This window comes from Marmoricola endophyticus (genome assembly GCF_014644415.1).
GTDB classification, from domain to species: Bacteria; Actinomycetota; Actinomycetes; order Propionibacteriales; family Nocardioidaceae; genus Marmoricola; species Marmoricola endophyticus.
Map to the genome: position 1 here is coordinate 1,585,352 of NZ_BMKQ01000001.1, position 24,716 is coordinate 1,610,067.

At 72.5% G+C, this 24,716-nt stretch carries 17 protein-coding genes; 5 read left to right on the plus strand and 12 right to left on the minus strand.

The features are described from left to right. Complete coding sequence (locus IEX42_RS07715; RefSeq protein WP_188779253.1) at window positions 1-657, minus strand: hypothetical protein; 657 nt, start codon at window positions 655-657, stop codon at window positions 1-3. A 133-nt stretch (window positions 658-790) separates the two neighbouring features. Here IEX42_RS07715 and IEX42_RS07720 point away from each other — a divergent pair, with 133 nt between their 5' ends. Next, window positions 791-1,783, plus strand: coding sequence for a DUF389 domain-containing protein (locus IEX42_RS07720; protein ID WP_188779254.1), 993 nt, complete (start codon window positions 791-793; stop codon window positions 1,781-1,783). Between the two features lie 3 nt (window positions 1,784-1,786). On the opposite strand, the gene IEX42_RS07725 is transcribed toward IEX42_RS07720, so the two are convergent. The 5 genes from IEX42_RS07725 to rplM form a co-directional block, all read right to left on the minus strand. Beyond that, window positions 1,787-2,782: an NHL repeat-containing protein gene (locus tag IEX42_RS07725; protein WP_188779255.1), complete on the minus strand. Its 996-nt coding sequence runs from the start codon at window positions 2,780-2,782 to the stop codon at window positions 1,787-1,789. A gap of 15 nt (window positions 2,783-2,797) precedes the next feature. After that, window positions 2,798-3,232, minus strand: a complete 435-nt coding sequence (locus IEX42_RS07730; protein WP_188779256.1) for an organic hydroperoxide resistance protein — start codon at window positions 3,230-3,232, stop codon at window positions 2,798-2,800. Between the two features lie 61 nt (window positions 3,233-3,293). Further along, window positions 3,294-4,649: a phosphoglucosamine mutase gene (gene glmM / locus IEX42_RS07735; RefSeq protein ID WP_188779257.1), complete on the minus strand. Its 1,356-nt coding sequence runs from the start codon at window positions 4,647-4,649 to the stop codon at window positions 3,294-3,296. A 124-nt stretch (window positions 4,650-4,773) separates the two neighbouring features. Further along, entirely contained in the window at window positions 4,774-5,274 is a 501-nt protein-coding gene (gene rpsI, locus IEX42_RS07740) for a 30S ribosomal protein S9 (protein WP_188779258.1), read from the minus strand. Window positions 5,275-5,313: 39 nt separating this feature from the next. Continuing rightward, window positions 5,314-5,757 carry a 50S ribosomal protein L13 gene (rplM, locus tag IEX42_RS07745; RefSeq protein WP_188779259.1) on the minus strand — a complete coding sequence of 148 codons (444 nt, stop codon included), beginning with the start codon at window positions 5,755-5,757 and terminating at the stop codon, window positions 5,314-5,316. 303 nt (window positions 5,758-6,060) lie between these two features. Between rplM and IEX42_RS07750 the strand changes: the two genes are divergently transcribed. After that, on the plus strand, window positions 6,061-7,368 hold the full coding sequence (locus IEX42_RS07750; protein ID WP_229660699.1) for a citrate synthase: 1,308 nt from the start codon (window positions 6,061-6,063) through the stop codon (window positions 7,366-7,368). Window positions 7,369-7,703: 335 nt separating this feature from the next. On the opposite strand, the gene IEX42_RS07755 is transcribed toward IEX42_RS07750, so the two are convergent. Continuing rightward, window positions 7,704-8,957, minus strand: a complete 1,254-nt coding sequence (locus IEX42_RS07755; protein WP_188779260.1) for an MFS transporter — start codon at window positions 8,955-8,957, stop codon at window positions 7,704-7,706. A gap of 217 nt (window positions 8,958-9,174) precedes the next feature. Here IEX42_RS07755 and IEX42_RS07760 point away from each other — a divergent pair, with 217 nt between their 5' ends. Continuing rightward, window positions 9,175-12,861 carry a putative Ig domain-containing protein gene (locus IEX42_RS07760; RefSeq protein WP_188779261.1) on the plus strand — a complete coding sequence of 1,229 codons (3,687 nt, stop codon included), beginning with the start codon at window positions 9,175-9,177 and terminating at the stop codon, window positions 12,859-12,861. 208 nt (window positions 12,862-13,069) lie between these two features. Continuing rightward, window positions 13,070-16,744, plus strand: coding sequence for a putative Ig domain-containing protein (locus IEX42_RS07765; protein ID WP_188779262.1), 3,675 nt, complete (start codon window positions 13,070-13,072; stop codon window positions 16,742-16,744). Between the two features lie 67 nt (window positions 16,745-16,811). Here the strand turns inward: IEX42_RS07765 and IEX42_RS07770 are convergent, their stop codons facing one another. Then, the gene (locus IEX42_RS07770) at window positions 16,812-17,141 is read right to left on the minus strand and encodes a hypothetical protein (protein WP_188779263.1); all 330 of its coding nucleotides are present in this window, start codon (window positions 17,139-17,141) and stop codon (window positions 16,812-16,814) included. Window positions 17,142-17,264: 123 nt separating this feature from the next. Between IEX42_RS07770 and IEX42_RS07775 the strand changes: the two genes are divergently transcribed. Continuing rightward, a complete protein-coding gene (locus tag IEX42_RS07775; protein ID WP_188779264.1) occupies window positions 17,265-18,572 on the plus strand; it encodes a UDP-glucose dehydrogenase family protein in 1,308 nt (435 codons plus the stop codon). A 55-nt stretch (window positions 18,573-18,627) separates the two neighbouring features. Here the strand turns inward: IEX42_RS07775 and IEX42_RS07780 are convergent, their stop codons facing one another. The 4 genes from IEX42_RS07780 to IEX42_RS07795 form a co-directional block, all read right to left on the minus strand. Continuing rightward, window positions 18,628-19,449 carry a class I SAM-dependent methyltransferase gene (locus tag IEX42_RS07780; protein WP_188779265.1) on the minus strand — a complete coding sequence of 274 codons (822 nt, stop codon included), beginning with the start codon at window positions 19,447-19,449 and terminating at the stop codon, window positions 18,628-18,630. 4 nt (window positions 19,450-19,453) lie between these two features. Continuing rightward, window positions 19,454-20,272, minus strand: coding sequence for a class I SAM-dependent methyltransferase (locus tag IEX42_RS07785; protein WP_188779266.1), 819 nt, complete (start codon window positions 20,270-20,272; stop codon window positions 19,454-19,456). 69 nt (window positions 20,273-20,341) lie between these two features. Further along, window positions 20,342-21,472, minus strand: coding sequence for a glycosyltransferase family 2 protein (locus tag IEX42_RS07790; protein ID WP_229660700.1), 1,131 nt, complete (start codon window positions 21,470-21,472; stop codon window positions 20,342-20,344). 26 nt (window positions 21,473-21,498) lie between these two features. Beyond that, window positions 21,499-24,693, minus strand: a complete 3,195-nt coding sequence (locus tag IEX42_RS07795) for a glycosyltransferase (protein ID WP_188779267.1) — start codon at window positions 24,691-24,693, stop codon at window positions 21,499-21,501. Window positions 24,694-24,716 lie beyond the last annotated feature (23 nt).

Consider the following 24,716-nt stretch of genomic DNA (forward strand, 5'->3'; position numbering starts at 1 on the left):
CTACTGGTTGAAGGACCAGGTGAGCGCCTGGCTCACGGACTGACCCTGGACGGCGGTCGTCGCGTCCGCGGGCAGGCTGACCACGAAGGTGTAGTCCTGGCTGGCCCCGGCCGCGAGCTTGCCCAGGGAGATCGCGGAGGTCAGGCCGGCGGCGGAGCCGGTGTAGATCGGGGTCCCGGAAGCCGAGGCGCTCTGGTAGATCTTCACCTGGAGGACCGAGCACAGGTTGCCGGCGCTGGTGTTGGGCGTGGTGGGTGTGGACGAGCCCGTGGCGCCGGTGCTGGAAGCGGTGCAGGCGGCGGGAGTCAGCGTGCTGGTGCCGACCGCGACCTGACCGACGTTGTTGAAGGTCACCTTGGTGCTCTGCGAGCCGCCCGGCGTGAGCGGGGTGCCCGTGCCGCCGTACTTGTTGATGTCGGCGCAGGTCGCGGTCGTGTCGTAGCTCTTGCACGTGCTGGAGCCCGAGGTCTCGGTGATCGCCATGCTGGCGCTGGCCGCGGTGTTCGTGCTGTTCGTGATGGTGGCGGTCAGGCCCGAGAGGGAGGCGCCCATCGAGGCGGCGATCGCGATCGTGCCGACCACGCCCGCGGCCAGTGCGGGCCAGGCGAGTCGGCGCCGACGGCCGGGGGTGGAGGTGTGGCGAGCGTGCTTGGTCACGAGCGTGTGCCTTTCGGTGGCGCGGGTTGGTGGTTGAACTGTAAACGACAAACTACAGAAATGTGCAATTCACAAACATGAAGCGCATCTCGCTCGAACCCGACAACCCCCTCGCGTCTGGCACCATCGCCCCGTGCTGCACCTTCAGCTGCGTGTGCCGAGCGACCTCACCGACGAGGTCGTGGCGATGCTCACCGACGACGACACCGTCACCAACGTGGCCGTGCACGCGCACGGGTTCCGGGCGCCCGCCGGGTGCCTGGTCTCCGCCGATGTCGCCCGGGAGAACGCCTCGACCGTCATCGCAGCACTGAAGGAGCTGCAGCTCGACGAGCGGGGCTCGATCGCGATGTGGCCGGTCGACACGATGCTCAGCCGCGACGCCGAGCGGGCGGAGAAGGCCGCACCCGGCGCACCGGACGACGGCGTGGTGTGGGAGTCGGTGGAGAACCGGCTGCGCGCGGACTCCCGCTGGACCTGGTCCTTCGCGGCCTTCATGACCCTCGCGGCGTTGATCGCCGGCGCCGGCCGGATCCTGGACCAGCCGATCCTCATCGTCGGGGCGATGGTGGTCGGCCCGGAGTTCTCCCCCATCGCGGCGTTCTGCTTCGGGCTGGTACGCCTGCGCCCGCGGATGCTGCGCGACTCGACGCTCTCGCTGGTCGGTGGGTTCGCCCTCGCCCTCGTCGTCGGCACGGCGCTGTGGGCGGTGGCGTACGGCCTCGGCGCGTTCACCCGTGCCGAGGCCTCGAACGGCGAGATGACGGACTTCATCGTCAAGCCCGACGGCTGGTCGTTCGTGGTCGCGCTGCTCGCCGGCGTCGCCGGCACGCTCTCCCTGACCACGAACAAGTCCGGCCCGCTCGTGGGCGTCTTCATCTCGGTCACGACCATCCCGGCGGTCGGTACGGCGGCGGTCTGCCTGGCCTGCGGGCTGTGGCTGGAGGCCGCCGAGTCGGCGCTGCAGCTGGGGATCAACGTCGCGGGCCTGCTGATCAGCGGGACGCTCACGCTCCTCGCACTCAAGCAGGTGTGGAACCGGCTCGGCATCCCCGCGGTCAACCGCGACACCATGCTGGCGCTGTCGGCGCGCCCGCGGACCCGGCGACGCGGAGGGCCGCGCTGACCCTCAGCGGGTGATCCGCTCGACCTCGTCGCCGCGGGTGCCGGTCACCCACAGCGTGTGCGCACCCGGCGCGACCGCGACCGTGTCCGGCTGCCGCACCGTCGGGTACGTCGCCACGACCCGTGGCCGCGCACCGGACACGTCCAGCCCGACGAGCCGGTTCTCCGCGGTCAGGGTGACCCAGACCGTCGCGGTCCGGCGGTCCGTCGCGATGCCGTACGGGACCCCGCCGACCTCGGTGCTCCCGACCTCGCGCAGCGGGTCGAGGTCGAAGACCCGGACCCGCCCGGCCGCGGTGTCGACGACGACCTCGCGGTGCCCGGTCGTCGCCGCGGCGTGGGTGGTGCCCACTCCGCCGTGGACCCGGGCGGTACGGGTGAGCGACGGCAGCGCGTAGGTCGTCAGCGAGAAGGTCTTGTCATCCAACGCAGCCAGGACGTCGCCGTCGGTGACCAGCCCACCGGGGCGGGCGAAGCCGGGCACGGTGCCGACGACCCTGCCGCCGCGCACCACCGACAGCTCGTGGCCGAACTCGTTGCCGACCACGACGGCGCCGCCGGCGGTCTCGACCGCGTCGTGCGGGTGCGCACCCACGCCGACCGAGGTGGCCCGGCCGGTCGCGGGGGCGACCTCGTAGAGCCGGTCGGAGGTCTCGTCGGGGACGAGCACGGGCCCGCCCGGTCTGCCCAGCTTCACGTGCCGGGCCTTGCCGGGCAGCGGCACCGCGTGCTCGACGGCCAGGGTCTCCGGGTCGAGCACCAGCAGCCGGTCAGGATCGTGCACCGCGACCGAGAGGGTCCGCGTGCCGGGGTCGTAGACGATGCCCTGGGGCTTCGGCGCAACGTGGGTGACGGTGCCGGCGGGAGCCTCGACCAGGCGCGGTGAGGTGGCCGGCGCGGCCTTCGGGGCCGGCTCCGCGGACGAACCTCCGCCGCAGGACGCCGTGCACGCCAGCAGGGTCGCGGCACCGAGTGCCGCGACCCTCCTCGACGTGCTCATGCCTCGGACGCTACGTCAGACCCCTCGCCCGACCAGGGTGACCGGGACGTTGCCCCGGGTCGCCTTGGAGTACGGGCACACCTCGTGCGCCTTCTCCATCAGCTGCTGCGCGGTCGCGTCGTCGACACCGGGGACCTTGCCGGTGAGCTCGACGGTGATCGCGAACGAGCTCTCGTGCGGCCCGAACCCGACCGCGGAGTCGAGGACGATGCCGTCCGCGCCCGACACGCCGGCCTTCTCGGCCACCGATCCCAGTGCGGTGCGGAAGCAGGCGGCGTAGCCGACCGCGAACAGCTGCTCGGGGTTCGTCCCGGTGCCCGGCCCGCCGGTCTCCTTGGGCGCAGTGAGGTCGAGGTCGAGCACGCCGTCCTCGGTGGTCGCGTGCCCGGTCCGGCCGCCCGTGACGGAGGCGCGTGCGGTGTAGACGATCTTGTCCGGTGTGGTGGTCATGACCGGCCCAACCGGAGGCGGTACGTCGGTGTTCCTGCCGCGGCGGGTCGGGTCCGGTGCGCTACAGCGCCAGGCGCCGTCGTACGACGTCGGCCAGCTCGCCCGCGACCTGCTGAGCCGTCTCGACGTCCGCCGCCTCGACCATGACCCGTACGAGCTGCTCGGTGCCGGACGGGCGCAGGAGCACGCGGCCGGTCTCCCCCAGCTCGGCCTCCGCCTTGGCGACCGCGTCGGCGAGGTCGACGTCGGTCGCGACCCGGGTGCGGTCCACCCCGGCGACGTTGACCAGCACCTGGGGCATCCGCTGGACGACTCCCGCGAGGTCGGCCAGCGACGACCGGGTGACGGCCATCCGGGCCAGCACGTGCAGCGCGCTGAGCAGTCCGTCGCCCGTGGTGGCGTGGTCGCTCATGATCACGTGCCCGGACTGCTCGCCGCCGAGGTTGTGGCCCGACGCCTTCATCGCCTCGAGCACGTAGCGGTCCCCGACAGCGGTCTGTCGCACCGACACGCCTGCGGTGGCCATCGCGCGCACGAAGCCGAGGTTGCTCATCACGGTCGCCACCACGGTGTCCGAGCGCAGTGCCCCGCGCTCGTGGAGCGCGAGAGCGAGGATCGCGAGGATCTGGTCGCCGTCGACGACCTCGCCGGCGGCGTCGACGGCGAGGCAGCGGTCGGCGTCGCCGTCGACCGCGAAGCCGGCGTCGGCGCCGTGCTCGACGACGGCCGCGCGCAGGAGGTCGATGTGGGTCGAGCCGCAGCCGTCGTTGATGTTCAGCCCGTCGGGCTCCGCGGCGAGCGTGATCACCTCGGCGCCGGCGTCGCGCAGCGCCTTCGGTCCGACCTCGCTGGCGGCGCCGTTGGCGCAGTCCAGCACGACGGTCAGGCCGGCCAGCGACGGCTCGATCGTGCCGACCAGGTGCGAGGCGTAGTCCTCGACCGGCGAGGGGTGCGTACGGACCCTGCCGAGCCCGCCACCGACCGGACGGGGCGCGCTCGTCGCGTCCGCGCCCGTCTCGGACTCGATCTCGTCCTCGACGTCGTCCTCGAGCTTCAGCCCGCCGCGCGCGAAGAACTTGATCCCGTTGTCGGGCATCGCGTTGTGCGACGCCGAGATCATCACCCCGAGGTCCGCCCCGAGCCGTGCGGTCAGGTGCGCGACGCCGGGCGTGGGCAGCTCGCCGAGGAGGACGACGTCCACCCCCGCGGACGTCAGCCCGGCGACGACGGCCGCCTCGAGCATCTGCCCGGACAACCTCGTGTCCCGACCGACCACGGCCACGGGCCGCGGCTGGTCGGGGACGAGCGGGTCGACCAGGACGCGGGCGGCCGCGACCGACAACCCGAGCGCGAGCTCGGGTGTCAGGTCGGCGTTGGCCAGCCCGCGCACACCGTCGGTGCCGAAGAGTCTCGTCATAGCTGCAATGGGTCTGGGGCCCGTGGCGGAGTGCCTCGCAAGGCGGAGGAGCGAAGGCGACCTCTGAGCGGAGCGGGTCGTCGAGTGACGACAACGCCGCGAGGTGCCCGCCACGGGCCTCAGATCAGCGCTTGCTGTACTGCGGCGCCTTACGGGCCTTCTTCAGACCGGCCTTCTTGCGCTCGATGACGCGCGCGTCGCGGGTCAGCAGCCCGGCCGACTTCAACGACGGGCGGTTCGCCTCGACGTCGACGGCGTTCAGCGCACGGGCCACGCCCAGGCGCAGCGCACCGGCCTGGCCGGTGATGCCGCCGCCGTGCACGCGGGCGATGACGTCGAAGCGGCCGGCGAGGTCGGTGGTCACGAAGGGCTCGTTGACGACCTGCTGGTGCAGCTTGTTGGGGAAGTACGAGTCCAGCGGGCGGCCGTTTACGGTCCACTCACCGGTGCCGGGGACGATCCGGACCCGGGCCACGGCCTCCTTGCGGCGCCCGGTGGCGGCCGCGGGGGCGATGGTGGCGGGACGGGCCGGCGCGTCCGCGCTGGGTGCACTCTCGGAGGAGTAGGCGACGCCCTGGTCGTCGACCTGGTAGGTCTCCTCGTTCTCGAACTGGTTCTCAGTCACGCGTGTCTACCTTCTCGAAGTCTGTGATGGGTCGGAGAGTTACTGGGAGATCTGCGTGATCTCGTAGGGCTGGGCCTTCTGGGCACGGTGCGGGTGCTCCGGACCGGCGTAGACCTTCAGCTTCTTCAGCATCTGCCGACCGAGGCGGTTCTTGGGGAGCATGCCCCAGACCGCGGACTCGATGACGCGACGCGGGTCCTTCTCGAGCAGCTCGCCGACGGTGTCGGTCCGCAGGCCACCGGGGAAGCCGGAGTGGCGGTAGCGCAGCGACTTGGTCGCCTTGTCGCCGGCCAGCGCCACCTTGGAGGCGTTGACGACGATGACGAAGTCGCCGGTGTCGACGTGGTTGGCGAACATCGGCTTGTGCTTGCCGCGGATCAGGTTGGCGACCTGGACGGAGAGCCGTCCGAGGACGACGTCGGTGGCGTCGATGACGTGCCACTGGCGCTCGATGTCGCCGGGCCTGGGCGTGTAGGTACCCATGGGTGTGTGCCTCATTCGTTCGTGTGGCCCGGTGCAGACGAACCCTGCTCCGGGTGGTGCGCGGTGCTGCAGCGGCTCCTGACGAACACGGCCCGGCTCGATCGCACCAGGGATGGGACCTGGGGTACGTCGTCCGGATCTGCGCGCGCATCCGGTGAGGACGCGGGCGCGGCAGGAGTCGCAGCCGCCAAGAGTACGGGCGGCGTCGCGGAAGGGTCAAAACCGTGAGCCCGGGGTGCCGGCGTGTCACACCCGAGGAATAGGTTGGATGTACCGCGACGAAGATCCGCTAAGGAGCGACACGTGAGCGACACCAACGCAACGGGGGAGACCCTGACCGTGCGGGACAACCGCACCGGCCAGGAGTACGACATCCCGATCACCGACAACGCGATCAAGGCCAAGGACCTCGGCCAGATCAGGCTCGACGACGACACCCCCGGGCTGTGCACCTACGACCCCGGCTTCACCAACACCGCCTCGTGCCGCAGCGCGGTCACCTTCATCGACGGCGAGAAGGGGATCCTCGAGTACCGCGGCTACCCCATCGAGCAGCTCGCCGAGAGCTCGACGTTCCTCGAGGTGGCCTACCTGCTGATCCACGGCGACCTGCCGGACAAGGCGCAGTACGAGCAGTGGGTGCACGACATCACGTACCACACGTTCGTCCACGAGAACGTCAAGACGTTCATGCAGGGCTTCCGCTACGACGGCCACCCGATGGGGATGCTCGAGGCCTCCGTCGCCGCGCTGTCGACGTTCTACCCCGAGTCCAGCAACATCACCGACGCCGACAACCGCAACATGCAGATCGTGCGGATGATCGCCAAGATGCCGACGCTCGGCGCCTGGGCGTTCCGGCACGCGCAGGGCAAGCCGTACGTCTACCCCGACAACGACCTGTCCTACACCGAGAACTTCCTCGCGATGCTGTTCAAGATGAGCGAGCAGAAGTACGAGCCGGACCCGCGCCTGGCGAAGGCGCTCGACGTGCTGTTCATCCTGCACGCCGACCACGAGCAGAACTGCTCGGCCAACGCGGTGCGCTCGGTGGGCTCCTCGCAGGTCGACCCGTACTCCTCGGTGGCCGCCGGCATCGGCGCGCTCTACGGCCCGCTGCACGGCGGCGCCAACGAGGCCGTGCTGCGGATGCTGCGCCGGATCGGCTCGAAGGAGAACATCCCCGGCTTCATCGAGGGCGTCAAGAACGGCGACGAGAAGCTGATGGGCTTCGGTCACCGCGTCTACAAGAACTACGACCCGCGCGCGAAGATCATCAAGAAGACCTGCGACGAGGTCTTCGAGGTCACCGGGGTCAACCCGCTGCTGGAGATCGCCCAGGAGCTGGAGAAGATCGCGCTGGAGGACGACTACTTCATCTCCCGCAAGCTCTACCCGAACGTCGACTTCTACTCCGGCCTCATCTACGAGGCGCTGAACTTCCCCCCGGAGATGTTCACGGTGCTCTTCGCCATCGGCCGCACCCCGGGCTGGCTGGCGCAGTGGCTGGAGCTGGTCCAGGACAAGGACCAGAAGATCGCTCGCCCGAAGCAGATCTACACCGGCGACCGCGGCCTGGAGTTCACCCCGCGCGAGGAGCGCTGGAAGTAGCTCCCGCTCGCCCCGAGCGCCCGCACCTCTCTGCTGGGGTGCGGGCGCTCGTGCGTTGTGGGACGTCGGAGGTCTCGACGCGCTCGCTGGCGCTCGCTGCTCGACCACCGATGGTCGCGGCCGGTGGTCGAGCCCGGCGCACAAGAGGTGGTCGAGCCCGAAGCGAGCGCAGCGAGCGAGGACGTCGAGACCACCCAACCCGCACCAACTCGGGCAGCGACCACCGGAGGTCGAGCCTGTCGAGACCACCCACCCGAGTCCTGGACAGCAATCACCGGAGGTCGAGCAGCCGAGGAGCGCCAGCGACGAGGCGCCCGTCGAGACCCACGCCGGCCTCAGGCAGCGGCCACCGCTGGCGCGTCCACGTCGTCGGCGACGGCCAGCCGGGCCCGGATCACCCGGCGGTGCTGGGTCAGGGCGAGGAGCGCGGCCAGGCAGGTCGTGGTGACGGTGACCGCGAAGGCGGCGGTGTGGCCGTGGGAGTCGCTGAGCCGTCCGGCGAGGCTGGAGCCGAGGGCGTACCCGACGCCGGTCGCGGCGGCCAGCAGCGTCAGCGCGGCGCCGACCCGGGCCGGAGGCACGATCCGCTCGCCGAGGGTGAAGACCGCGATCATGTATGGCGCGACGGCGAACCCGAGGAGCAGCACCGCGAGGAACGCCGACGCCACCGTGTCGACCAGCAGCAGCGGGACCGACAGCACCGCGAGGGCGACGGCCGCCACCAACCAGCGCCGCTCGTGCGGCACGCGCTCGGGCAGGAACGCCGTGGCCAGGCCCGCCGTCACGCTGCCGATGCCGAGAGTCGCGTGCACCAGCCCGGCGAGACCCGGCTGCCCGGCCGCGGTGGTCAGCACGGTGGCGCCGGTCTGGCTCGAGCCGAACAGCACGCCGATGGCGGCCTGCGCGAGCAGGAGCACGACGAACGCACCGGTGACCAGCCGCCCGGAGCGTCGTACGACGGCGCCGCCGGCGGCCGAGGCACCGGTCAGCGCGGCGGTGCGGTGCAGCCCGAAGGCGCAGCCGAAGACCGCCAGCACGGCGGCGGCGATGACCAGCGCACCGGACGGCGAGACCGCCACCGCGACGACGCCGACCAGCGCCGGCCCGAGGACGAACGACGCCTCGTCGGCGGCGCCCTCGTACGAGAAGGCGGCATCCACCAGCCGACGCTGGTGCCCGTCACCCGCGGTGATCGGTCGCCACCGCACCCGCGCGAGCGGGCCGACCTGGGGCAGCGCGAGCCCGGTGACGGCGGCGACGGCGACCAGGCCCGCCTCCCCCACGCCACTCGCGGCGAGGTGGACCAGCACGACGAGCCCGACCGCGCCGAGCAGCGACTGCACGAGGACGACGGGGCGCTGGCCACGCCGGTCGGCCACCGCGGCCGCCACCGGCGAGCCGACGGCGTTCGCGACGGCGAGGGACCCGGCAGCGGCACCGCCCGCGCCGTACGACCCGGTGGCGGTGGAGACCAGCAGCAGCGTGCCGAGCTGGCTCATCGCCAGCGGCAGCCGGCCGAGGAAGGCGACGAGGACGTACGCCGGCCCGGCGAGCGCGAGCAGGCGGCGGTAGGAGGAGAGCGGGGACACAGGGACCTCTGGGTACGGCGCAGCGGCGCGTCGTACCCACCTCCGAGACGCGCACGTACCCTCTGCGGACGCCACTCTACCGCCGCGGACGCGGCCCGGCCGGACGTCACATTTCGGCAACTCCCGGACAACGGTCGGGGGCCTCACCTAGCGTCCTCCCTGCTCGCTCCCGCCGAGGTGACCGTCGGTCCCCGGGAGCCACGGATGGAGTCTCGCGGTGAAGCGTCTGCTCGCTCTGCTCGGTGTTCTCATGATGGGTCTCACGCTGACCTGGACGGCGGGTCCCGCCGTCGCCGTCGCCAGGACGACGACCCGGCCCGCCGCGGTCCCCGCCGCGGACCCTGCCACCCCCGGCCTGGTCCCGGTGAGCCCGGCGCGGCTCCTCGACACGCGCACCACCGGCGGGATGGTCGGCGCGGGCGGCACCGTCACGGTCCAGGCCGCGGGCGAGGGCGGGCTCCCGGGCTCCGGCATCGCCGCCGTGGTGGTCAACCTGACCGTGACGGGGCCCACCGGCCCGGGCTTCCTCACCGCCTACCCGACCGGCTCGCAGCGCCCGGAGGCGTCCTCGGTCAACTACGCCAAGGCGCAGACCGTCGCCAACCAGGCGATCGTCAAGGTCGACGAGGCGGGCTCGTTCACGATCTACGCCTCCGCCGGGACCCACGTGCTGGTCGACGTGACCGGCTACGTCCCGGACGGCGCCGCGTACTCCGCCCTCTCCCCCTCCCGCGTCCTCGACACCCGTACCGGCACCGGCGCGCCCAAGGCGATCGTCAAGGCCGGCGGCGTCGTCCGGCTCAAGGTGACGGGCGCCGGAGGCGTCCCGGACACCGGTGCCGGAGCCGTGGTCCTCAACGTCACCGACACCGCGTCGGCCGGCCCCGGGTTCGTGACCGCCTACCCCGACGGCGCGCAGCGACCGCTGGCCTCGACCCTGAACTACGACAAGGCCCGGACCGCCGCCGGCATGACCATCGCCAAGGTCGGCGCGGGCGGCTACGTCGACCTCTACACCTCCGCGACCTCCCACCTGGTCGCCGACGTCGTCGGGTGGTTCCCCACCACGTCGGACTACACCGCGCTGACGCCCACCCGCGCGCTCGACACCCGTACGGGCGTGGGCCGCGGAGGCGTGAAGACCCAGCTGAAGGCGGGCAAGTCGCTCGACCTGCAGATCACCGGCGTGAACGGCGTGCCCGAGTCGGACGGGGCCACCGCGCCGACCGCCGTGGAGGTCACCGTCACCGCGACCGGGCCCAAGGCGGCCGGGTTCGTGACGGCCTTCCCCTCCGGCGTCGACCGCCCCGGGGTCTCCACCGTGAACTACGCCAAGGCCCAGACCGTGGCCAACTCGGCCACGACCGGTGTCGGGCCGGACGGCAGGATCACCATCTACACCCCCGCCGCCACCCACGTGGTCGTCGACGTCGTCGGCTACTTCTCCGGACCGGCCACCACCACCGAGCCGCCCGCCGGCGGCTACCCGGTGGTCAAGGCGATCACCAGCGGCAACGCCTACCACGGTCCGCCGAGCCTGAGCGCGGACGGCGGCCAGGTCCTCTTCTCGGAGGAGAGCGCGGTCTTCTACGCGGCGAGCCGGGCTGCCGAGACCGGCGACCGCCAGACGCCCGCCGAGCAGACGAGCGCCGACAACGACGCACTGCGCGCCGAGGCCCGCCGAGTGACCGCGGACGACGAGGACGGCGGCGCCCGGCTGCGTCTCTACGACGCGAGCACCGGCACCACCAGCACCGTGGTCGGGTCGCCCGCACTTCCGGCCGACTCGAGCATCGAGGACTACCAGCTCAGCGCGGACGGCCGGTACGTCGTCTACAGCTACGACACCTACGACTACGACGAGACGACCGACGAGGGCTCCTCGACGTACGCCCTGAAGCGGCTGGACCGCACGACCGGTCAGACGCTCGACATCTACAGCTCCACGGCGGCCGACGAGGACTACGTCCCCTCCTCGTCCTTCGCCACCACTCCCGACGGCCGGTTCGTGGCCTACGAGGTGCCGACCGGGAAGTACTGGGAGACCGACGACGACTCCGTCCCGATCGTCAACGTGATGCTGAAGGACCTGAGCTCGAGCGCGAAGCCGGTCCTGGTCAACGAGTCGGGCGTCTCCGCCAACGTCGCGTCCATCGCGGACGACGGGTCCGCGGTCGCCTACGGCGCGTTCACCAAGGCCCAGGCGGACTCCTACCCCGCCGGCAGCAGCAAGGTCTGGAGCCGCACCAGCGGCGCCCGCGTCGCGATCCCCCGGTCGAGCAGCGACAGCGCCGCCCAGCTCGCGCCCGACGGTGACAGCGCGGTCTTCCAGGACCAGAGCGCGGCGGACGCCGTGTACTACCTCGACTCCTGGCGGCGCAGCGGGAACACCTCGACCAAGCTGACCTCGCAGACCGAGCTCGAGGAGTACGGCGGCGAGCAGAGCACCGACGGCCGCTACGTCGTCCACGGCGTGGACTACTACGACGCCGACGACGTCGACGAGGACGGCGAGTTCGGCGACGGCCACCCGGTCGGCATCCGGCTCTGGGACACCCAGACCCGGCGGCTGACCACCGTTGCCGGCGCCGACTCCTACACCGTCGGCCAGGACGACTCGACGATGCCGGTGGCCGGCACGATCTCGGGCGACGGCAGTCACGTCGGGTTCCTCACCGGGCGCGGCCAGGTCGCCCTGTGGGGCCCCAACCCGCGAGACCCGAACGTCGGCCGGGCCCTGGAGGTCGACGAGAGCGACCTGCCGCCCGGTGAGGTGGGTACGTCGTACTCCGGCACCCTGCACGCCCGAGGAGGCAAGGCGCCGTACACCTGGAGCGTGACCGGTCTGCCCGCCGGCCTGTCGCTGGACCCCTCCACCGGGGCCGTCGCGGGCACCCCGAGCGAGGCCTCGGACGAGCCGGTGGAGGTCACCCTCACCGACTCCCGTGGCTCCCAGGCGACCGGCACCGTCGCGCTGACCGTGTACGCCCCGCTCGGCAAGGCGGCCTCGGCCACGGGCGCCGGCTACAGCTGCTCGAAGCTGCAGAGCGGTGCCGTCGCGTGCTGGGGCGGCTCCGTCTTCGCCACGGTCCTGGCCCCCCATGCGGTCAGCGGGCTGCCGCGGGGAGCCACGGTGAGCAAGGTCGTCGCCGGCAGCTACTCCGGCTGCGCCGTGCTGGCCAACCAGTCCCTGTACTGCTGGGACGCCGGCGAGGAGGCGGCCTACCGCCTCTCGATCCTCGGCACCGGCATCGTCGACGTCACGGCCAGCGACGACGCGCCCTGCGCACTGCAGTCCACCGGGGTGGTGCGCTGCGTGGTCTACGACGAGGACGGCGACCAGTCCGTGCAGACCGTGGCGTTCGGCGGCAAGGTCAAGGCGGTGTCCGGTCTGGGCGAGTACCTCTGCGGCACGCTCTCCACCGGGGCGCTGAGGTGTCTCTACGTCGGCTACGGCGAGCCTCCGGTCACCGTGCGCGGGGTCAGCGCGAAGTCGTTCTCCGTCGGGTACGACGGTGCCTGCGCGGTCGTCACCGGTGCCACCGTCCGCTGCTGGGACGGCGACGACGAGGGCAGCCCGTACGCGATCTCCGGCGTGTCGAGCGCGACCCAGGTCGCGACCGACAGCAACCACGGGTGCGCCCGGATATCCACCGGCGCGGTCTCCTGCTGGGGCTACAACGACGACGGCCAGCTCGGGAACGGCACCACCACCGACCCGGCCTCGCCCACCGCCGGCAAGGCGGTCGCCGGGCTCAGCGGGGCGTCCGCGGTCGCGGCCGGCGACGGTCGCTCGTGCGCGCTGCTCTCCGACGGCGGCGTCCGGTGCTGGGGTGCCGCACCCACCGGGGACGGGACCGCGAGGGGCCGGCCCCGGCCGGTCCGGGTGCTGGCCCTCGGCTGAGGTCGTCGCGAGGCGCCGTTCGTCCGCACGGACGGGCGGCGCCTCGCGGACGTTCGGCGGCAGCCGTCGGGCAGCCCCACCCTTTCGTGGGTACGCGGAGTCCGCCATTTCGCTGACACCACACTCAGCGCGCTCTTAGGTTGTCTCCGCCGCACCACTGTCGAGGCGACCGTCGGTCCCACGGTGGTGCGCGGAACGGAGACCCTCGATGCTGAAGCGTCTGGTCGGACTGGTCGGTGCCTTGCTGGTCGCATTCTCCCTGGTGTGGTCGGCCGGCCCGGCGCTGGCCGGTCCCGCTGCGGGTGCTGCTGCCCGGACTCCGGCCGCGACGCCGGCTGCCGATGACGCGGCGCCGGTCCTGGTGCCGGTGAGTCCGGCCCGGCTGCTGGACACCCGCACCACCGGCGGAATGGTCAAGACCGGTGGGACCGTGAAGGTCCAGGCCGCCGGTCAGGGCGGACTGCCCTCCTCGGGCGTGGCCGCGGTGGTGGTGAACCTGACCGTCACCGCCCCCACCGCACCGGGCTACCTCACCGCCTACCCCACCGGCGCGCAGCGTCCCGAGGCGTCCACCGTCAACTACGCCAAGGCCCAGACCGTCGCCAACCAGGCCATCGTCAAGGTCGACGCCACCGGCTCCTTCACCCTCTACGCCTCGGCCGCCACCCACGCCCTGGTCGACATCACCGGCTACGTCCCCACCGGCGCCGCCTACACCCCGCTGAACCCCACCCGGATCCTCGACACCCGCACCGGCACCGGCGCGCCCAAGAAGATCGTCGCCAAGGACGGCGTCGTCCGCCTCAAGGTCACCGACACCGCCGGCGTCCCCGCCACCGGCGCCGGCGCCGTCGTCCTCAACCTCACCGACACCGCCTCGACCGGTCCCGGGTTCGTCACCGCCTACCCCGAGGGCGTCACACGTCCCAACGCCTCGACCCTGAACTACGCCAAGGCCCAGACCGCCGCCGGGATGACCATCGCCAAGGTCGGCGACGACGGGTACGTCGACCTCTACACCTCCGCCTCCTCCCACGTGATCGCCGACGTCGCCGGCTGGTTCCCCACCACCACCGACACTCCCGGCTACACCCCCCTGACCCCCACCCGCGCCCTGGACACCCGCACCCGCAGTGCCGGCCAGCTCAAGGCCGGCACCACCCTCGACCTCCAGATCGCCGGCACCAACGGCGTCCCCGCCACCGGCGCCCCAGGCGCCCCGAGCGCCGTCGAGATCACCGTCACCGCCACCGGCCCCGAGGCCGCCGGCTTCGTGACCACCTACCCCACCGGCGTGACCCGACCCACCGTGTCGACCGTGAACTTCGCCAAGGCCCAGACCATCGCCAACTCCGCCACCACCGGGCTCGGCACCGACGGCAAGATCACCCTCTACACCCCCGCCAACACCGACGTCATCATCGACGTCGTCGGCTACTTCTCCGGCACCGCCGGTTCACCGTCCGGCGCGTACCCGACGATCGCCACCATCACCAGCGGCGACAGCACCGTCGGCACGCCCAGCCTGAACGCCGACGGATCGAAGGTTCTCTACGCCGACGACGGCGACAACTCGACCGACGACGAACCTTCGGCTCAGCGGCGGGCGGAGGAGGGCTCCGACGACCAGGCGCAGCACCAGCAGGAGATCCGCGCCGAGCACGCCCTGCGCGCCGCGGACGACGAGGAGGTGGGCGGTCCGCGCCTGCGTCTGTACGACGCCACGAGCGGTGCCACGACGACCGTGCTGGACTCCTCCGACCTTCCGGAGAACGGGTTCCTCGACACCAGCGGCTACCAGCTGAGCGCAGACGCGAGGTACGTCTTCTACACCTTCGACGACGTCACCTTCGACGATGAGGGTTACGTGTCGGCCGAGAGCCGTGTCCTGGCTCGCATGGACCGGTCGACCGGCCAGAGCACCACGATCACGCGCTTCGACTTCGACTCCGACAACTACTTCGACGAGAACTTCGCCGCCACCCCGGACGGCCGCTACGTCGCCTACGACGAGCCCAGCGGCGAGGACCTCGACAACGCCCACGGCGAAGCGGTCACGCGCGTGATGGTCAAGGACGTCAGCGCGAGCACGGCAGCGGTCCAGGTCAGCCCGCCGGGGACGTCGGCGACCGTCAGCTCGATCGCCGCCGACGGCTCCGCGGTCGCCTACGGCGACTACGCCGAGGGCGACGCGGACGTGTACTCCGGCGGGCGCGCGGAGGTCTGGACCCGGTCGAACGGCGCGAGGACCGCCATCCCGGGCGCGAGCAAGTACAGCAGCGCACAGCTCAGTGCGGACGGCAGCTCAGCCGTCTTCCAGAACCAAACCGCCGACGACGACGTCTACGACCTCTCGGTCTGGAAGCGGGCGACCGGCAGCTCCGCCAAGCTCACCACGGAGGACTCCCTCGAGGAGTACGGCGGTCAGCAGAGCGCTGACGGCCGCTACGTCGTCCACGACGTGGACCACTACGACAGCGACGGCGAGGGCGACACGTACCCGGTCGGGGTCCGGCTGTGGGACACCCAGACCAGCCGGCTGATCACCGTCGCCGGCGCCGAGTCCTACACCCCCGACCAGGACGACAGCGCGATGCCGTACGGGGGTGTGATCTCCCGCGACGGCAGCCACGTCGCCTTCATCACCGGCGACGGTCAGATCGCGCTGTGGGGCCCCAACCCGCGCGACCCCGCCGCCGGTCGCGCACTGGAGCTGGTCGGCGCCGACCTGCCGGCGGGGCTGGTGGGCAAGGCGTACTCGGCCTCCCTCGCGGCACGGGGTGGAAAGGCGCCGTACACCTGGTCCGCGTCGGGCCTGCCCGGCGGCCTGACCATCAACCCGAGCACGGGCACCATCAGCGGCACGCCCACCGCACAGGCCTCCGCGAAGGTCACCGTCACCGTCACGGACTCCCGTGGCACGAGGACGAACGGCCGACAGTCTCTGCGGGTGTACACCGCGGTCGGGAAGGTGGCCGACGTCACCGGCGCGGGCTACACCTGCGCGAAGCTGCAGACCGCCGGTGTGACCTGCTGGGGTGGCGAGCCCGGCGACGCGCTGGCCCAGCGGGCACCGGTGCGGGTCACCGGCCTGCCCGCGCAGCGGACCGTCACGCAGGTCGTCAGCGGCTCGTACACCGGCTGTGCACTCCTCTCGGACAAGACGGTGTGGTGCTGGGACGCCCAGGACAACACCGCCGAGCCGCGGACCGTGTTCGGCTCGGACGTCACCGACCTCGCCGACGCCGACAACCTGTGCGTCGTCATGACGGGAGGGACGGTCGAGTGCCAGGGGTACGACGACGAGGGCGACGAGGTCGCCGCTCCGCTCGACTTCGGCGGCACGGTCTCCTCGATCGAGGGCGGTGGCGGCTACCTGTGTGGCTTGCTCTCCACCGGCGCCGTGCAGTGCACCTACTCCTACTACGGCGACGCGCCGACCACGGTCCGCAACGTGACCGCCTCGTCGATCTCCGCGGGCGGCGACGGTGGATGCGCGCTGCTCACCACCGGCACCGTCCGGTGCTGGGACGCCTCGACCGAGGGCACGAACCGTGCGATCACCGGCCTGGGCGCGTCCACCCCGACGCAGATCTCGACCGACGGCGCCCACGGCTGTGCGCTGAAGTCGGACAAGAGCGTCTCGTGCTGGGGAGACAACTCTGTCGGACAGCTCGGAGACGGCACGGACGACGACCGCGTATCGCGCAATGCCGCGGCCGCCGTCCCTGGTCTCAGCGGGGTGGTATCGGTCATGGCCGGCGACGGCCGCTCCTGCACCGCGCTGTCGGGCGGCAGCTCGCGGTGCTGGGGCGCGGCGTACACCGGTGACGGCACACGTCAGGACCGGTTCAGCCCGACTGCCGTCCTCGGCGTCGGCTGAACGCCCACGAGGCGCCGTTCGTCCGCACGGACGGGCGGCGCCTCGCTGTCTTCAGCGCCTCAGCGCCTCAGTGCCACAGCGCGCGGCCGAGGCGACGCGCGCCGTCGCCCAGGGCCCGCCCCGTGGACACCCAGCGGTCGCGCGCGTCGCGGACGCACAGCCCCGCGACGGCGCCGAGCACGGCGACGGCGACCACCAGGGCACCGGTGAGGACGCTGCCTGCCTGCAGCACGACGGCGTACGCCGTGGCGACCAGGCTCAGGACGAGCAGCAGCAGCGCCCAGGGCAGTACGCGGCTCGCGGGGGAGACCGGCTCCTGCGCGGCCGTCGAGCCCACGTCGGCCCGCGGGGTCGCCTGCTCGCGGACGCGGAAGAGGTCGACGGGGGCGGAAGTCACCGCCACATGGTGCCGCCGGGGCCGCCCGCGATCAAACCGGTGTGAGGCAGGTCCCGCCCTCCCGAGACACTTTCTGAGGCCGCTCCTGCAACGCCGAGGTGGGATACCCCTACGATCGGGCGGGTGCTGATCAGTGTCATCGGATGCGGGTACCTGGGCGCCACCCACGCGGCGGGCATGGCCGAGCTCGGCTTCGACGTGGTCGGGGTCGAGTCCGACCCCACCAAGGTCGCGGCGCTGCGCGACGGGCGCGTGCCGTTCTACGAGCCGGGTCTGCCCGAGCTGCTGTCGCGACACGTGGAGGGTGGGCGGCTGCGGTTCACCGACGACATCGCCGAGGCGACCGACGCCGACGTCCACTTCGTCTGCGTGGGCACCCCGCAGCAGGCGGGGAGCCTCGGCGCGGACCTGACGTACGTCGACGCGGCGATCGAGTCCCTGGCCCCGCTGCTGACCCGGCCGACCGTGGTCGTCGGCAAGTCGACGGTCCCCGTGGGGACCGCGGAGCGGCTGACCGCACGGCTCGCCGAGCTGGCACCCGCGGGCACGGAGGCACTGCTCGCGTGGAACCCGGAGTTCCTGCGCGAGGGCTTCGCCGTCGAGGACACCCTGCGCCCGGACCGACTGGTCTTCGGCGTGACCCATGACCGCGCCGAGCAGACGCTGCGCGAGGTGTACGCCACGGCCCTGGCCGCCGACACGCCACTGGTGGTGACCGACCTGGCCACCGCCGAGCTGGTGAAGGTGTCGGCCAACGCGTTCCTGGCCACCAAGATCTCCTTCATCAACGCGATGGCGGAGATCTGCGAGAAGGTCGGCGCGGACGTCACCCACCTCGCCGACGCGATCGGCCACGACAAGCGGATCGGGCGCAAGTTCCTCAACGCCGGCGTCGGCTTCGGTGGCGGCTGCCTGCCCAAGGACATCCGGGCCTTCCAGCACCGCGCCTCCGAGCTCGGGGTGGACCACGCGACGGCGTTCCTGCGCGACATCGACGCGATCAACCAGCGCCGCCGCGAGCACGTCGTCGAGCTGACCCGCGAGCTCACCGCCGGGGACGACTCACCGCGGGTCGCCGTGCTGGGCGCGGCGTTCAAGCCGGACAGCGACGACGTCCGCGACTCCCCCGCGCTGTGGATCGCCCAGAAGCTGCACACCGACGGGTACGACGTCGTCGTCCACGACCCGGAGGCCATCGGCCCCGCGCGCGCGAAGCTGCCGGACGCGACGTACACCGAGGACCTCGACGAGGCGCTCGCCGGTGCCGACATCGTCCTGCACCTGACGGAGTGGCCCGTCTACCGGCAGATCGACCCCGCCCGGGTCGCGACCCTGGTCCGCCACGCGCGACTCGTCGACGGGCGCACCCTGCTCGACGTGCCCGCCTGGCGTGCCGCCGGCTGGGAGGTCAGGTCGCTCGGCCGGCCCTGACCACTCGCGCCGTGCTCGTGCGCCTGCCCGGCGCGGCGCGGCGCGAGCCCGGCGCTCAGCCGCGCGAGAACGTACGACGGACCTTGCCCTTGACCCGGTCGAGGAACGACGGCGGCGGGTCCTCCGGGCGCCGCAGCACCATCAGGTCCTGCCACTCGGGGCCGGGACCGCCGTTCCACCGGCCGTACTCGACCAGCTCGATCTCCAGCCCGGCCGCGGCGACCTGCGCCCGCACGTGGCCCTCGTCGAAGGCGATGGCCCGCAGCGGGTCGTCCGGGTCGTTGTAGATCGTGACGTCGTCGAGCCGGTGCACCATGGGGTACGCGCTGGTCAGCGCGGCCTCGTAGCTGTCCTCGTCGTAGAGGAACCAGGTCGCGATCACCCGCCCACCCGGCCGCAGGACGCGGCGCAGCTCGCGCAGGTAGCGGTCGACGTCCTCCTTGTAGAAGTGCGTGAAGATGCTGAACAGCACGGCGACGTGGAACCCGTCGCTGCGTGCGGGGAACGTGACGTCCTCGGCCTCGAGCGCCCCGCCCGGGTTGTAGCGGTCGTTGCGCACGTCGATGTGGCGGAAGTGGTAGCCCTCCGCGATCGGCGCCAGGTGGCGGCGCGCCCAGCGGACCTGCCGCGGCATCACGTCGAACCCGACGTACCGGCCGCGGAAGTCGGTGTTGACCATCAGCCCCGTCGCCAGGCGTCCGATGCTGCAGCCCACGTCGAGGACCTCGTCGTCGGGTCGAAGCCCGAGTCGCTGCACGGCGGACGCCAGCTGGGCGGCGTTGGCCAGGAACCTCTCGTCGTCGTTCTCGTTCATGAAGCGCAGCGCCGTCGGGGCGAGCGGCACCTCGACGTCGGTGCCCTTGATCGTGGCTGCCACCGGCTCAGCGCTTCGAGAGGGTACGACGGACCTTGCCCTTGACCCGGTCGAGGAACGACGGCGGCGGGTCGACGGGACGACGCAGGACGACGACGTCCTGGAACTCCGGACCAGCACCGCCGGCCCACTCGCCGTACTCGATCTTCTCGATCTCCAGCCCCGCCGCGGCGATCTGCGCCCGCACGTGGTCCTCGTGGAAGGCGATGGCCCGCAGCGGGTCGTCCGCGTCGTTGTAGATCGTGACCTCGTCGAGGCGGTGGGTCATCGGGTAGACCGACGTCAGCGCGGCCTCGTAGCGGTCGTCGTCGTAGAGGAACCAGGTGGCGACGACCCGACCGCCGGGACGCAGGACGCGCCGCAGCTCACGCAGGTAGAGGTCGACGTCCTCCTTGTAGAAGTGCGTGAAGATGCTGAACAGCGTCGCCATGTGGAAGCCGCCGCTGCGCGCCGGGAAGACGAGGTCCTTCGGCTCGACGGTGCCCGCGGGGTTGTAGCGGTCGTTGCGTACGTCGACGTGGCGGAAGTGGTAGCCCTCGGCGATCGGCGCCAGGTGGCGGCGCGCCCAGCGGATGTGCCTCGGCATCACGTCGAAGCCGACGTAGCGGCCCCGGAAGTCCGTCCCCGCCAGCAGACCTGTCGCCAGGCGCCCGATGCTGCACCCGACGTCGAGCAGCTCGTGATCCATCTGCAGCCCCAGGCGCCGGATCAGCCGGACCAGGTCGTCGGCCCGCGCGAGGAAGCGCTCGTCGCTCTCGTTCATCAGGCGCAGGTTCGACGGCGCCATCGGGATCTCGGTCTGGGTGCCTTTGATGACGGGATTCACCGGGCAGATGCTAGGCCATGCGCCGTCTCGTCCCGGGACGTCCCGGCCACGCGGGCGGACCCGTCCGGCTCAGCGCGCCGTGTCGCGGCGGCGTACGCCCCGGGCGACCCGGCCGCGTACCCGCGAGAGCGCCGCTCGGACCCGTCCCGCGCCGTCCTCGACCGCCTCGGGCTCCGGCGCCTCGAGGGCGTCGAGGAGCTCCTGCAGCCGGAGCACCTCGTCCTGCTCGGCACGCAGCTCGCGCTCGAGCAGGAGGAACTTCGCGCCCGTCTCCGCCTCACGGGCGTGCTCCTCGGGTGACCACGGCTCGTCGTCGTCGGCGGCGAGGACCGCCTCGAGCAGGTCCGGTGCCACCGCGCGCGAGACCAGGTCGGTGAGGTACGTCGCCAGCCAGTCGTCGCGGGTGAAGCCGTCGCCGGCCTCGAGGTCGGCCACCTGGGGCATCCGCAGCAGGAACGACTGGACCAGCCGGCCCTGCTTGGCGCGGCGGTAGTCGGCCATCCCGTGGTGGTTGCGGCTGGGACGCAGCGTGGGACTGGCGTCGTAGCCGCGGCCGGCGTGCATCACCTTGCGCTCGAACTGCTCCCAGGAGCGCCAGGGCAGGTGCAGCACCTCCAGGGCGTACGCCGGCATCGGGCACCCGCGACTCTTGCGGGACACGAAGTGGTTGCCCTGCCGCACGGTGATCTTCGGTGCCCCGATGTGGATCGCGTTCGGCGACGGCTGGGCGTGGATCCCGACCTCGCGGATCTGCTCCTCGGTGCGCTCGTCGCGCCACAGCAGCCGGCCGACGCCTCCGCCGCGCCGTGCGGGCGGGCCGACGAGGTTGGTGACCGGAGCGCTGAACGAGGCCAGCGCCTTCGGCAGCTGCTCGAGCGCCTCACGGACGGTCAGGTCGCGGTCGGCGGCCACCGTGAACTCGTCGGCGTCGATGTTGAGCACCCAGTCGGCACCGTGCTCCGTCGCCGCGCGGCGGGCCATCGTGGTGACCACCTCGCCGTGCTGCTTGCGGTGCTCGGGGTCGTGGTGGAGCTCGACGTGGCCCGCGTCGGCGTAGCGCTGGAGGACCTCCGTGGTCCCGTCGACCGAGGCGTTGTCGGTGACGATGATCAGGTCGACACCCTGGTCGAGGTGGTGCTCGATCGTCGCCGCCACGATGTCCACCTCGTCGCGGACCATCATCGTCGCCACCAGCTTCATGGGCGCCACTGTAGGAGCCTCCCCGCTCACCGCTGCGCCCCCGTGCGCCCGGCCCGGACGGCCAGCGCGTCGTCGAGCAGCACCCGTGCACGGGCGGCGAACGAGTGGTTCTCGGCCACCCACGCGGCGCGCTGACGGCGCACCTCGTCGGTGCCGAAGACCGCGTCGAGGTCGGGAGCGGTGACCAGCTCGCGCAGCTCGGCCGGGGTGTGCGCCACCTGCACGGCGTCGCCGAACACGTCCTCGAGGCCGGGGACCGGGTCGCTGACCACCCGCGCACCCGCCGCGACGGCGTCGAAGAGCCGGTTGGACAAGAAGCCCTGCTCGGCCATGTCGTGCCAGTGGTCGTTGAGGACGACCCCGGCCGACCGGTAGGCGGCGGCGAGCCGGTCGTTGGCGAGGTACGGGGCAGCGAGGAAGCGGTCGGGGACCACGCCCTCCCACTTGGCTCCGATGATCGACAGCGGGAGGTCCTCCTCGACCGCCGCCATGATCAGCGGGCGACCCTTCTTGCGGTGGCTGCCCACGAACAGCGCTCGGGGCCCGGTGTCGGGCACCCCGGCGTCGGGGGTGAACCGCGACGGCTCGGTGGCCTGGAGCAGCGGCACCGCCGGCAGCCCCAGCGCGGCCATCCGCTCGGCGAAGGTGGGACTGGCGACGTAGATCCGGTCCCAGCCGTGCTGGTAGCCCAGCTCCACCATGTCGGGGTGGCTGATGATCCACTGCAGGTTGACCTGGTCGGGCTTCGGCCCGTGGGGCGCGAGCCCGCGCAGCAGGAGTACGACGTCGTCGGTCCAGCCCGTTCGACGTCCCATCTCGCCGCGGCGGTCGACGACCACCTCCTGGCCGAGGGCCCTCAGGGCGTCGGCCAGCACCTCGAGGAAGTGCGTGTCCCCCCAGGCGTCCCCCTCGGGCCCGGCCGGCGCCGGGTTCTTCAGGGCCCAGCGCAGACGGGGCGCCGGCTCGGAGACGCCGGTGAGCGACGCGACGCGCCGCTCGAGCAGCCGGGTGGGCACCAGCACCGGCTCCGCGACGCACACGCGCTGGTCGGGATCGACCACCGACCGGATCTCGTGGCCGAGCACGGCGTAGCCACGGCGGGCCCAGGCCTCGACGTCGTCCTCGGGGAGCCTGCCCGACCAGCGGTCCATCAGCACGAACCGGTTGGCCACCGAGCGCAGGAAACGGCCCGGGCTGCGCGACTCGTGGTGGACGACGACGGAGTCGGGGCACACGACGAACCGCCCGGGCCTGCGCTCCTCGAGCCGCAGGCAGATGTCGACGTCCTCCATGCCGTTGCGGAAGATCGGGTCGAAGCCGCGCAGGTCGACGACGTCGGGCCAGCGCATGACCAGCGCGGCCCCGGTCAGCGCGTGCAGCGGGTCCGCGTCCATCCCGACCGCGTCCTCGACGGGGAAGCCCTGCAGCAGCGGGTGCGGGATCCCGCCGCCGGGCGGGAACACGACGCCGGCGGACTGGACCGCCCCGGTCGGGTAGACGAGCAGCGACTGCACCCCGAGCACGTCGGGGTCCTGCAGCTGCTCGAGGACCGGCTCGAGCCACCCCGGCCGGACCTCGGTGTCGTTGTTGAGGAAGACGACTGTGCCCCCGCGGGCGGCGACGAGCCCGACGTTGTTGCCGAGGGCGAAGCCGTGGTTGATCCCCGCGCGGACCACGTCGACGTCGTCGTACGACAACGCCAGGGACGCGAGGACGGCCGAGGTGGTGACCGGTGCGCCGTTGTCGACGAGGACCACCTGCACCGAGACCGGTCCGCCGCTCTCCCGCGCCAGGTCGCGCGCCTCGACGACGCGCTGCACCGCCAGCCGGGTCATCTCCCAGTCGTGGTTGGTCGGGATGATCACGCTCACCGTGCTGGGGTCGACCGCCCGCGCGGCGAGCTCGGCCCAGTCGACCAGCACCTCGTTGAGCACGGTGTCCGCCCCGCTGGCCAGGGACTCGTGGGCCAGCCAGGGCCGGGCGTTGCCACGGCCGCGACGGCGGTCGCGCGGGTTGCGGCGGATGGCGATCACGCCGAGGCGGTCGAGGTACGCCGGCGCGCCGCCGAGCTCGTCGGCCAGCCGCAGGGCGAGGTCCAGCTCGAAGCCGGTCACCCGGGAGGTGTCGAAGCCCCCGACCGAGCGGAACAGGTCGGTCGCCACGACCTGGGTGCCGAGGTCGGGGGCCAGCCCGAGCCGCAGGCGCTCCGGGGAGGTGGACCGGGTGGCGAAGCGGCGTACGGCGCCGGGCTTGTCGTCGCGCGCCGCGTCGTGGACCCACCGCGCCCCGGCGGCCACGGCCCCGCGGACCGAACGGAGCCGGCCCGGTAGCCAGCGGTCGCCCTCGACCAGCCAGGCGACGTGGGTGCCGGAGGCCTCCTCGACGGCGGTGTTGCGGGCCGCCCACCGGTCGTGCGGCTGCTCGGGCAGCACCCGGATGCGCGGGTCGTCGGGGACGTCGTACTCCTCCAGGGCCGGGACGTCGCGCATCGGCACGACGAGCAGCTCCCAGTCCTGCTCGGTCTGCTCGAGCACGCTGGTCACCGAGCGCGCGAGCCGGTGGTCGCCGTGCTCGGCGAGCAGGACGACGGTGGTCCTCCCCGGGTCGCCTCCGCTCGCGGGCAGGTCCGCGCGGGCCTCGGAGGGCGGAGCGGTCCGCGACCACATCGGCAGCGCCTGCGCCTTCCGGGCGGACCACTGCGTGGCGTCCTCCCGCAGCCACTCGTCGAGCGGGACGTCGGCGAGCCAGTCCACCTCCGACGCGCGTCGTGCGGGCGGCATCGCGAGGAAGTGCCCCAGCGGGCCCTCGGGGTGCTCGCTCGCCTCGGGGTGCCGCTCGAGGTGGCGCCCGGCGTCGAAGAGGGGGTGCGTCCGCGCCTCCCAGTCCCGACGCCGCAGGTAGACCCGCAGCGGGTCGCGGCGGTCGTCGCCGTCCTCGGTCAGCTCCAGCGAGCGACGCGCCACCTCGGGGTCGAACAGCGGGTGCGGGGCGTGTCGGCGCCACCCCCCGCCGAGGTACGACGCCACCGCCTGCTCGCGGGTGAGGTCCTCACCGGCGAGCAGCGCGTACCACTCGTGGTCGAACAGCGCGGTGTCGAGCAGGAGCACGGTGTCGGCGTCGGGCGCGGGCGCCGGAGCGGCGGCCTCCCGGCGCAGTCGACGGACGACGCGACCGGCGAGGCGGCGTGCCGGGTTGTCCCGGAACGGCGAGCTCTGCGCCACGGCGGATCCTCCTTCGCACCACC